This is a genomic window from Vibrio gelatinilyticus, from assembly GCF_022836845.1.
In the GTDB taxonomy this organism is placed as follows: Bacteria; Pseudomonadota; Gammaproteobacteria; order Enterobacterales; family Vibrionaceae; genus Vibrio; species Vibrio gelatinilyticus.
The window spans coordinates 416,676-428,198 of the sequence record NZ_JAJNNZ010000003.1 but is presented as its reverse complement, the minus strand read 5'-3'; the positions used below and the strand labels follow the sequence as shown (position 1 = coordinate 428,198).

At 44.3% G+C, this 11,523-nt stretch carries 11 protein-coding genes; 2 read left to right on the top strand and 9 right to left on the bottom strand.

Annotation, left to right across the window (positions count from 1 at the left end):
- Window positions 1-20: 20 nt before the first annotated feature.
- Window positions 21-1,481, top strand: coding sequence for a DUF3360 family protein (locus LNL84_RS06030; RefSeq protein ID WP_244355827.1), 1,461 nt, complete (start codon window positions 21-23; stop codon window positions 1,479-1,481).
- Between the two features lie 154 nt (window positions 1,482-1,635).
- Window positions 1,636-2,358: a VP0952 family biofilm-associated protein gene (locus LNL84_RS06025; protein WP_244355893.1), complete on the top strand. Its 723-nt coding sequence runs from the start codon at window positions 1,636-1,638 to the stop codon at window positions 2,356-2,358.
- A gap of 403 nt (window positions 2,359-2,761) precedes the next feature.
- Here the strand turns inward: LNL84_RS06025 and LNL84_RS06020 are convergent, their stop codons facing one another.
- The 9 genes from LNL84_RS06020 to LNL84_RS05980 form a co-directional block, all read right to left on the bottom strand.
- Window positions 2,762-3,088 carry a hypothetical protein gene (locus LNL84_RS06020; protein ID WP_244355826.1) on the bottom strand — a complete coding sequence of 109 codons (327 nt, stop codon included), beginning with the start codon at window positions 3,086-3,088 and terminating at the stop codon, window positions 2,762-2,764.
- Window positions 3,089-3,233: 145 nt separating this feature from the next.
- Complete coding sequence (locus tag LNL84_RS06015; RefSeq protein WP_244355825.1) at window positions 3,234-3,707, bottom strand: MazG-related protein; 474 nt, start codon at window positions 3,705-3,707, stop codon at window positions 3,234-3,236.
- 71 nt (window positions 3,708-3,778) lie between these two features.
- A complete protein-coding gene (locus tag LNL84_RS06010; protein WP_244355824.1) occupies window positions 3,779-4,324 on the bottom strand; it encodes a P-loop NTPase family protein in 546 nt (181 codons plus the stop codon).
- 6 nt (window positions 4,325-4,330) lie between these two features.
- Window positions 4,331-4,888, bottom strand: coding sequence for a GNAT family N-acetyltransferase (locus LNL84_RS06005; RefSeq protein ID WP_244355823.1), 558 nt, complete (start codon window positions 4,886-4,888; stop codon window positions 4,331-4,333).
- 386 nt (window positions 4,889-5,274) lie between these two features.
- Window positions 5,275-5,466: a DUF3185 family protein gene (locus LNL84_RS06000; protein WP_244355822.1), complete on the bottom strand. Its 192-nt coding sequence runs from the start codon at window positions 5,464-5,466 to the stop codon at window positions 5,275-5,277.
- A gap of 251 nt (window positions 5,467-5,717) precedes the next feature.
- On the bottom strand, window positions 5,718-6,428 hold the full coding sequence (locus LNL84_RS05995; protein WP_244355821.1) for a hypothetical protein: 711 nt from the start codon (window positions 6,426-6,428) through the stop codon (window positions 5,718-5,720).
- A 153-nt stretch (window positions 6,429-6,581) separates the two neighbouring features.
- Entirely contained in the window at window positions 6,582-7,661 is a 1,080-nt protein-coding gene (locus tag LNL84_RS05990) for a lipocalin-like domain-containing protein (protein WP_244355820.1), read from the bottom strand.
- Entirely contained in the window at window positions 7,661-10,147 is a 2,487-nt protein-coding gene (locus tag LNL84_RS05985; protein WP_244355819.1) for an ABC transporter permease, read from the bottom strand. Before LNL84_RS05985 ends, LNL84_RS05990 begins: the two co-directional genes overlap by 1 nt.
- Entirely contained in the window at window positions 10,134-10,808 is a 675-nt protein-coding gene (locus tag LNL84_RS05980) for an ABC transporter ATP-binding protein (protein WP_244355818.1), read from the bottom strand. Before LNL84_RS05980 ends, LNL84_RS05985 begins: the two co-directional genes overlap by 14 nt.
- Window positions 10,809-11,523: the final 715 nt, after the last annotated feature.

Sequence of the window (11,523 nt, the reverse complement as noted above, 5' to 3'; positions counted from 1 at the left end):
GACCGATAGGGAAATACTTTATGTCTAAGAAAAATAAGACATTTTATAGAGATATGCGCCGTAAGGCGCAAGAGTTTGATAGTCGCGAAGAGTTTCTGAATCACGACTTAACCATCATGAACTTCAAACGCTGGGGGATCCACCTACCTTCCCGTGACTACAGCATCGAAATTGAAGACTGGGTACCCGCGCTCGCCGCCACCATTGGCAAAGTTGTTATGGTAACCGCAATGGTTGCCGCATTTGCAGCACAGTTTGGCTTATCATCCGAATTTGTTGCTGAAAACGTTCGCTACGAGTTGCTCATCGCTGGCGCTCTGTTTGTAATTTTATTCTCTGCAATTTTAAATCCAAACGCTAACCTGGCCGGCACGCACGGTCCAATGATCCCACTGATCCCCTTAATAGCAGCAGCTGGAGGGCACCCACTCGCACTCGGTTTAATGGTGTGTGTCTTTGGTATGATTCTCGCCTATACCAAGGGCGGTTCTAAGTTAATGACCTTAACCGGAGTTGGCGTTCGGGGTGGACTGCTTATTTATTTGGGCGCTGTTGGCTTGATCAGTCAAATCAACAAAACAGAAGCCTGGGCCTCAGGGACCGACCAGGGTTATATCTCTTTTGCCGTCATCGGCGTTACAGTAATGGTGTACGCATATCTAGCCAAGGTGAATAAACGCTGGCTTGCTATTCCGCTTTGCTCAGCACTTGCTGGTATTGTTGCGTACGCATTAGGCGCAGATTTCTCGTTTACAACAGAGCCGGGACTTCCTCACTTTAGCCCATTTTACTGGTGGGGTGAAGACACAGGTTGGAAACTTGGCTGGCCTAATCTAGAGCATTTTGTTGCCGTTATTCCTTTCGCTATCCTCGCTGTTGCAATGTGGTCGCCAGACTATTTAGGCCATCGCGTTTTCCAGGAGCTTAACTACCCGAAAGAAGCGAAAGGCGTCTTGATGGACGTTGATGACACTATGGTTGGTGCTTCAGTACGACAAGGTGTTGGTGCTTTGCTAGGCGGTGGTAACTTAGCTTCATCTTGGGGGACTTACATGATCCCTGCAGCAATCGCTAAACGCCCTATCCCTGGTGGTGCTTTGCTTACCGGTTTAATGTGTGTAGCGGCTTCTGTCATCGGCTACCCAATGGATCTTGCAATGTGGGAGCCTGTACTACGTGTGGCGCTTATTGTCGGTGTATTCCTTCCTTTACTTGAGGCGGGAATGCAAATGATTCATAAACACAAAGATTCATTGAGCGCGGGTATCTGTATTTTCGCGTGTGCATTTGTTAACCCAGTCTTTGGTTGGGCAACCACTATGCTCCTCGATAATATGGGACTGATTGGTGATCATGAGCGTGCAAAAACACTTTCGAAGAAAGACAAGTATTTAATACCAGGTCTCGCCTTTGTAATCTGTATCGGTTCATTGGCGATGGTTGGGCAACTTCCGGGGATCCCAGCACTGATCGGTAACTAAGTCTATATAGAGATAAGCCAGCACAAAACAGGTGCTGGCTTACCAAAGCCTCCGTATCAACGGTGTGCTTAATTTGATTGAATTTGCACAATTATACAGGTGCATCAACTCATCAAACAATCAGCAATAACAAGAAGAGATCGCTTTGTTTTCAATGCTTCAATTCTTAATAACCGCGCTGTTAGTGGTCATCAGTGCACAAGTCATAAGCCTTAGCCAGGGTCATGTCTCGCCACTCGCTCTACTTATCCCAGCCTTGTGGATACTTCCCAAACGGGGTGTCGCGGGCGTGATGTTATTCGCTGCGTTGATCGTTTATGGATTTACGTTGCCGCTTCAATCGGTAGAACTGTCTGTGGCAGCCTGGATGATACTGCCAATGATGATGGTCGCGTTTTCCAAGCGATCTAGTGTTAACGCCAAGATTTTGATTTTTGTTGTTATGGCCGCGTTGCAGATAGGCATCATTATGACGCAATTAAATGGAACGTTAGCTGGCAGCGCCGCTATGACGATCATCCAAACAATGGCCGCTATAGCAACTTGGTACGCTTTGCAACATTATAAGGTTTCTAAACATTACAACTGGTGGTGCCTAGGGTTACTCATACCACTATGGTTTTTAAAGCTGCCATACACCATTGTGCTCGCTTTATGTCTTACTGCCATTATCACCTCTATCGAAACTTTATCTCGGCTTAACGATTACCCATGGCGAAAACTGCTCTGCTGGTCGTTACCCACAATAGCGTTTGCCACTTTGATGGTTTCACCCAATATTCAAGTTGCTAACCCAGTGTTTGTGGTGTGGTTGTGCTTGCTCGGCACGGCATGGATAACAGACTACGTACTAAGAGTAATAGAGCATCAGGAATAAAGATGAAATGAACAAACTCTTGCCAAGGTGGTATTGCACAGCGGCCAAATGGCAAGAGCGTTTCAATCTACTTAAGCTGTTCTGAACCCTCCACCAATTTCCCCTTATTTCACATATTCGTTACTGGCGAATAGTTTCCGGAGGTTCAAACTGGAGAGACTCTCCTGCGGCCAAAGAGTTAAAAATGACTAACCATGAAGCCAATCCAACCAAATACCAAAAAAGAAGCCTCACTGCGTTGCCCTAATGAGTTGCTTAAACTCTTCGTAATTACAACCTAAAAAAATACAGAGAACTTTTATGCTATAGCCTTGCTCATAGAGATTTTTAATATCAATTTTCTGACTATCAGAAAGGTTAGCTCTCGCGCTTCTACGAACTTCTCTTAGTCTTTGTTTTAAGTTCATATCTCACAATCCCCCATTTCAATTTGCACCACCCAACCTCTATCGCTTCTGACAAAATAGCGAGGTGTATGATGTGAAGAAAACAGCTTGATTACGCCTGTACTAAACACTGCTGCTTTCATCTGACAGGCACCAAGAACCCAGTGATAACAATCATAAGTTGTCATCAGCTTACGTTTTAGAAAAGGATGAAATACGAGTGTTCCACCTTGATGATAGGGTTCAGGTTTATGCTTTCGGTTGTATTCAAAGTAAAAGTTAAGGGCTTCCTGCTCTTGTTTTGTTGGCATCCTAGTTGCGCATAACGCTTTTTGGCTCATCATTTTAGACTCTCTTTAGGATACCTATAAGGTTATCGGATGAGTCCCTGTATAAACAATTAGTACTTATAGAAGAAACAAATAGATAGAATCTATGGATCGTTAAGGCATAAAATTCAAAGTTGTCCAGCTACTTATCTGACGCCTTTTACTTGGCTGATAACTGCGCTATATCGATAAGATCGACTTCTCGGCCAAGAATACGTTTATAGCTGATAAGTTCGTCTAATGGCATCACCGAGAGTTCAATATCATAGAAACGTTTTAGAGTTGAGCTTGAAAAGTCTATTCGCAGCTCATGCCAACTACCATCATGTGATGAGCGAATTTTGGTTCCAGGAAATAAACCAATTTCAATTTTCTGTGACTGATAGATTAATTGAACGTAATGTAAGTCCCATGCACCTTCTACGTAGTGTTTAAGGGGCTTGGAAACACAGGGGCCCACTTGCTTTAAAAGCTTGTCAGCATCCGCTTGATGAATATAAAGATCGATATCGGCTACCGGTCGGCTTCCTCCATGAATGGTTGCCGCAAGCCCACCAACTATTTGATATTGCACTTGCTGAGAATCCAGTATTTCCGTCAACCATTCCAACGCGATTTTTACTTTATTTCTCACCTAGCTTCCTCTTACGCCATCTATATCCAAGTGCTACTTTGTGTTTACTATCGCTTAATCTTGTATAGTCGCTACGTCATTCGGTCACTGCGTAACTGGTTAATATACGCTTTCGCCATTTTCGGGTTGGTCACTCGCACAAAATTGATATGACGGTAATTGGGATCTTGAAACATTTCGCTGTAGCGAACACGGTTACGTCTATAGGTTTTAATAGTCCAAAGGATAACCGAGTCACGACTGAAAAAACTCTTACGAAGGCTTTCTACGTTTCCCGTATTTTTCCAAAGCTCGACTTTGGTTATCGATCTTAGTAAAGCACGCTTTATTGCCTGATATAAGGTTCGAGAAAAGGAGTAGTCGACCCAAATTACACAGTCGACATTTTGCCACTTTATCAAAGCAGTCCTATTGTAATTACCGTCTAGAACCCAACAATCTTGAGATAATTGACGCTTGAGGATAGAGAAAAACTCTTCATCACTGGACTCTTGCCAATTGGCCTTCCAAAACATGGCATCCATCTCTAAATACGGATAATCAAGCTTGCTAGCTAACAGACGACTAAACGTAGACTTACCACTGCCGCTCGTCCCAACGACATTAATGCGTTTCATAAAACCCTACCTAGAGCTATGCATCCACTTTTGTTTTGTGATTTGATACAAACAATGTTGTTCGAACTGATGCCCTTTCTTAACTTTAGGGTGGTTGAAATTTTGACCTGTATTAACCATACCCAGCTTTAACATTACGCGTTGTGACGGTATATTTTGCAACGTCGTAAACGCAAAAACTGAAGGTACCTCAAGAACTTCGAATGCAAATTGCAACGCTTTTTGCGCAGCTTCAGGTGCGTAGCCAAAGCCCCAAAACTCAGACGATAACCGCCAGCCTATTTCAATAAAGGGAGCTTGAGGAAAACCACTCTCTTCATCTTGCCAATGTAGTCCTACAAACCCCATGAATTGTCCTGTCGATTTGAGCTCAAGAGCCCAGAACCCCCACCCTTTCTCAGATATCAGACGTTGGATTTTATTAGCTTGTTGATAACTTTCTTCTTGAGAAAGAGTTGTCAGAAAGTACCTCATAACATGAGGATCTGAGCATAACTTGGCATAAGGGCGAAGATCGTCTTTTTTCCACTGACGAAGAATAAGCCTGCTTGTCTCCATATTCATGACAACTCCTTTTATAACGCTTCCCCGCTTCCCATGTTTACTAATTTTGAGCCGAGTCAGGCTATTGCCGCGCCGAGCCCGTGGCTGTATAGAATTACGGGTACCGAAGAAACCTAGGTTGAAAGGTAAACCTTTATGGCAATTTAAGACCCTCAATTAGAGTCATGAACCCCATATTTCATCACGCTATGGTTAATACAGAGGGCGCGAGAAGTGGGTCATCTTTCGGCTACTCCGCTGGGTACCGCGCACCAATGAATGCTAGAGAGTGGTTGAGCAGCTACTGAATTGCCCTAATCTGGCTTAGTTCAGAATAGCGTCTATCTGTTTTCGGGGGCAAATTACCCCCTATTTATTGGGTTCTAAATTTGGCCACGGCTTAATTATTACTTGAGTCTGGTAAGGCCAATCAGTACCGAGACGACTCCCCCACCCATACCAAGCCAGGCCTCAATCGGGGTATCGCCATTAATTGCTCTTGTAAGCTGTGAGCTTGCAGAGTCATATATGTTGTAACCCCACCAGGCCAAGGCCACACCCGCAACAATCAATACTATCCCTATAATTTTGTTAATCATTACCGCTCCATAGTTACTGAAAAAATTTATAAAAAGTTGCTCACTATCACCAAGGTTGCAATCACACTCTCCAGTAAGGTTAAATCAACTCGATGTGAGCACTTTACTTACCGTTGGAAGTTCGATGAATACTAGCATTATTTTCCGTTAAATCAGCCAATTAAAATTACAAACACATAGCACCTCACATAGTTTACACATTACTTTATACAACCAAGGAAACACAGCGTTGTGGGTCAAACAAAGTAACCTTAGTTTTCTCTTACCGACATAGAAACGCGCTTAACAAGGGTCCAAATAAATTGGCGTAAATGGATAGGTATTATCACAAATAAAGCAACACCTTTGTCGAACTGCGGATTTACCTGGCAGAAGTATTCTATTTCAGGCTTGTTGCTTGTTCTTAGTGATGCTAATTCCTCAGTGGTGTAGTTACTTGATCGCCCAATAGGAACCAGACAACGAAGTGCATTGCGACTGTCAATCTCACCATCTGGATTGAAACGATCAAATAGATGTTTTGGGGATTCGTGCTTGAAATGAGGCCAAATAATACCCGTGTTTTTCGCGATTGCCCGATACATCGCCGGGCTTAGCATTCTATCGGCGTAGTAATGATTTCTCCATGGAGAGCGAAGCCAACATTTAAAGCTTTCAAACAAAGAAAACTGGAAGGTGTTGCCCCCTTGCCGGTATTCAGGAAGAAAGCCTGCGGAGGCACCAATCACTGTCGTCTTCATTTTACGAGTAAAGGTTAATAGGCAATAGCCAACCAAGTTGCTGCCATCATAGTACAGCCTTAGCTTTCTCTCATGCGCTTCTTTGCTATCGAAATAAATAGCCAAGTAATCCTTCGGAGCAACATCAGAAAAACTTGCACTGATAATATCCATGATCGAATATCTTTGCGGCTCTGACAACCACTGTTTGCTTTGAGTTAAATCTAACGTGCTCAATTGCATACGAACTCCTTTTCGTTACCAATCTAGGCTCAATTTTAAAGCATATACTCTACTTTAAGAACTACACTAACTTATTGTTCTAATGTTGTATATTCACACTGGACACATTCGAGCACTTTGTCAGTTTCAAGCGCGAGCACAACTAGGCTGGAATCAATAACCCGTTAACTCCATATACCCCCTACCGGAGTGAGAACCTTGGATAATGATTGGCCCTTCCCAATAAGGTATTGAAAGCGGCATCTTCGCCTTGGGGTTTAGTGCAGATAAAGTCACCTCTATATTTTGAGCTGGTATGTTAAGTGTCCATTGTGTTGGGTAGAGCCTACCTTCTACTTTTTCTTGTTTAGTCGCCTTCAAGTTAATTTGGTCTTGCTCGATGGTAACTCCCGTACCGTCAATGGACATTAGTCGTCCATAGGCATAGTTAGCTTGTCCAGATTTTGCGTCTCTCAACTGAAAGAGAACAAGGCTAACTTCATCACTCAATCGAATGGCAAGCCAATCCCAGCCTTGCTGCGAATCGAGCAGAAATTGCGAACTCCACTCTCTATCAATCCAGCCAGATCCGCTCACACTCACGACTTCGCCATCGAGCGAAATAGTTCCGCTTACTTTTATAAAAGGCTGACTGTAATAATAGGAAGCCACTTTGCCATCCGCGCTCTTTTCGCTATAGCCTCTGTCACCTTGTTTTTGATACGGTGAATCACTATCGAGGGCCAATTCATAGCTAAACCGCTCCGAAGCAACATTTAGCTTTGCCGGAAAAAGATCATCGGTTGTAGAATTCCACTGCCAATCATCAAGAAAAACCCGCAATGGCTGCCTAGTCACTCCTGCCATTTTAGGATGCTCTCGTGACCACTTCTCATCGGCAAGATGGATCATGTCCGTTGTAAGTGCACTGTGCGCCATGTAAATTTGTTGGCCTTGCCAACCTGTTGATGAAGGCGATGATGTCGGGTCAAGAGCTACGCGAAACTGTGTCCATTGCACTCCATATTCATTGCCTTGTTCATCCACCAAGTTTGCCGTCAAATACCACCACTCCTGTCGAAATCCGGTGTGCGCTTGATGATCTCCTGGAAAAACAATCAGCCCCCCCTTCTCCACCGACTCAAACTGGTCGTCACTTGTGCCAAGCATACGGCTAAAACTGGTTGTAGCCTCTTGCTCGCTGCAAGCCGTTACAAACAATATCAACAACGCTGAAATGAAGGTTCGTAGCATTACATCACCTCACTTTGTAGGCTTGATACAACCGGTTTACTAACCAGATGCCAAAGGGGAATAATGGTCGCGATCACTGCAACAATTACTGTTATAAACGCTAAGCTAACTACGTCCATCCAGTTCCAGACGAAGTTCAAGCTCCAACCAAACGCCCTTAAAGTCACAATGTCTGTCAGAACGTAGCCCACCAGCGCGCCCAAAGGTAACGAAACGACTAACGTGAACAACACCAATGCCACCATCTGCCCAATGACGAGCGCAAAGAGCTGAGCTTTGTAGACCCCAAGAGCATAAAGCCTTGCAATCGCGGCTTTGCGCGCTTCTAACAACATAAAGCATGAGGTAAATAGGCCAACAACTGCGACCAATAACGTCACCCAATTCAGTATGCTGGTAATGGCGAAAGTTCGGCTAAAAATATCCAGCGCAATTGATTTGATTTCTTGCTGATCAAATAACTGGCTAGAGTGAAGCTGCAGTTCATCCTTTAATGTGTACAGCACGATCGCTTTATCACCTGCCACCTTAATTCCTAAGCTGCTTGGAACCATGGAATAACCCTGTGATTGCCACAACTGCGGGGATATCAGCACTTCACCATCGGGAGAACCATAATCGTAAAAGATGGCACCAACAGATAAACTGACGCCTGAGACCAGGCTATTTGGCATGATGCTGCCTAACGAAAGGTCAAGCTTGACCGCCATCGGCTCGCTGATCGCGACAACCTCTCCTGAATAAAAGTGCTGCCAAAAATCTGGAACCTGAGAGTGAAACACCATCGTTTGCTCGAGCGTAGCGGGATCTTTCGTTCCCAAGCGCGTGGGTAATCCATCAACCTTTTCTTGCACGTAGTATTGCTTGTAGACTTCCTCAATTTGTTCGAATTGCTCCAGTTTCTTTTCTACATTGACCATTTCCGCTTGCGAAGGGCTAATGTAAATATCAGCATGTAGCCTTTGTTCAAGCCAGTGCTTGAGCGTCGTTTCAAAACTGCCCACCAGAGTATTCATTCCGATATTGGCGGTGACCGCTAATAGTAATGCCATCATGGCTAAAGAGAGTGGCGCAACCAGCTCTTTAAGTTCGGCAAACAAATACTGCCCTAGCCCAATATTTGCTCTTTGCTCGGCCCAGCGAGCGAGTAACCCCAGCGACTTTGGAAGCAACATTGGAATGGCAACGATCAATACTCCAAGCCAAAACATGGTCAGTCTAAAATGACTGCTCAGCCAAAGACCTAGCAGAGCGGTAACTATTAACAACCCTCCTACTTTCACCAGCAAAGTCTCATTGGTTTGTTCCGGAGCCTGATAAAAACCACCGTGGGAAGACAAAGGTTGACTGACACGCTGCTTAAAGTGCTGCCAGCATGCTAACAACGATGCGATTAACGTCAAAATTAAAGCTTGCCCCCACCACTGCCATTTCCAGCTGCCTGGTAATAAAGTGGCTCCGTAAAGCTGTTCAAGAGTGAGCGCGACCGTTGGGTGCAACCAATGACTCAATTGAATACCAAAAATAAAGCCTAAAGTGGTACCGAATCCAACCAATATGATGAGTTCGACAATGAGCGACAAAAAGACAGTACTGGCCGTAAGCCCTGCCTGCTGTAATTGAACTAACAATCGATTTCGCTTTAATAAGCTGTATTTCACGCCGTTGTACGCAATAAAGAGCCCTACCAAAAATGCGAGCAGGCTCATGGCTGTTAAATTCAAATGAAAGCTGTCAGTCAAGGAACCTAGGTCTGTGCTTTTGGTATTGGCTATCCATTGCGCGTCATCGGCAATTAGCGATTGCCACCGCAAAGAGTTGGCTGAATCGTTCTCTAGTACGGCGATGTAACTGAGCAAGCCAGCTTTGTTCAATAAAGTTTGGGCAAACCCAATGTCCATCAAAAGCCGACTGCCAAGCTGCCATTCATCAGGAATGACGACTATGGATGTGACGACGTCATCGAGGGTTATTTGCTTTTTACCTCCCATAACCTTGTGTTGAGATTCACTCACAATCACAATGGCCTTCCCTGCCAGCAAATCAGAGATCGGGAAAGAGGATGCAAATAGGTTAGCCCCCTCTTGCTCATTTTGAGTTTGTTGTCCTCGTCGAGATGTGATGGCAGCGACTATATCGATGCCTTCTATGGAATATCTGCGACCTTCACCACCACGTACGCGCCCCTTAATAACCGGTAAAGCTCGACTAAGCCCAGATTGGCGAAGTTTGAAATAAAGGGATTCGGGAAGGTAGCGTTGACCAGAAAGTGGAATAATCAGATTCTCAGCCTTGATGCTTAAAGACTCGGTTGATTCTGCGTAACTTCGCTTGGCGTTTAGGTTCACCGCTTGAACCGCAACGAACAGAGTTACGGCTAATACGATTCCAATAAGAATGGCGAAGGCCTGTAATGGAGCCTGTCGATAATGCGCTAAGGTTACCTTTAGCGTGACTCGCAAATGAGTAGCGCTACTGAGACTCATTAAGCTGACCATTCTCTAGGCGACAACCTCTTTGCATAAACGCCGCACATTCCTGGCTATGGGTAACCAATAGCACCGCTGTTTCACCTTGAGTAGTGATGTCGTTTAGCAACCCCATTACTTCTAGCCCTGCCTTTTGATCCAAATTGCCTGTGGGCTCATCAGCAAGTAACAATTGAGGTTTATGAGCGAGTGCTCTGGCAATTGCAACGCGTTGTTGCTGCCCTCCTGACAAGGCCGATACATGGCGCTGTAACAAGGTACTAATCCCTAACGTGTCCACCAGATAATCGCACCACGGATCCCATTGCTGCTTATTCAAACTCAATGGAAACTCAATATTCTGACGCACGTTCAAAGGGGTGAGCAAATTGAACTGCTGGAACACCACGCCTAATTGACTATAGCGGTAATGTCCCCACTGTTTATCCCGCCACTTGTTTGTTGGCTGCCCCGAAAGTTCAAGTTCGCCCGACGTCATTGGTTCGAAGCCAGCGATAATGTTCAGCAGGGTACTTTTACCGCTGCCACTGGCACCAGTCAATGCAAGGCTCTCGCCTTTATCCAAACGCAAGTTAACGCCATCAAGGACGCGATGTGTTTCTTTACCATCAACAAAGCACTTTGATGCCTCTTGAATAACAACAACTGGGGCAACCATCGACTCTCCCTAAATAAAGTGTGTTCCTGTTCTACGTATCCTTTAGCGTAACAGATGACTCGTCAAAGACATTCAGCCACTATAAGCGAAAGCTAACCAACAGAAAAGATAGAGTAAAAGTAGACTTTATTAGGCTAGATTGCATGATAAAAATATCTTTGATTCTGTTCGAGCCATTTCAATGCGGCTGTGTATTTTGCTTGTTGACGACGCAAGTACGCATAAGGCGTGATTGATAGCTCTGTGTCACTACTTGCTAATTTTCAGACAAAAAAAGAGCCGCTAAAAAGCGGCCCTTATTCAACAAATTTTGTGTTGAAACAACCATAAATTGATATTTTTGATTCGTTAATAATCAGTAATTTACCTGAAAAACAACCATATATTGATATCTGTAAAAACAACCATAAACTGATAATTTTGTGAAGCAACAAATTTAGTCCAGAACTAGCTGTAAGAAAATTACTTTCGTAATCCTGCAGGGAACACCTAGTTACTACTCATTTGCAGATCTTCATCATTTGTCTAAACCCCATCACAAGCCAGAGACCCGGTGCAAAAAGTTCTTATCTACTTCGTGTTTCATGCCCCGCCAGCAAGCCTCTGGACAAAAACAAGTCAGTGAGCTTCCTAAATTAGAAATCTATAAATAAATACAGGTATGGCAAAATATCTAAGGAGCTAGGGATTTTAACTAGCTCCCAATCAAAAAACG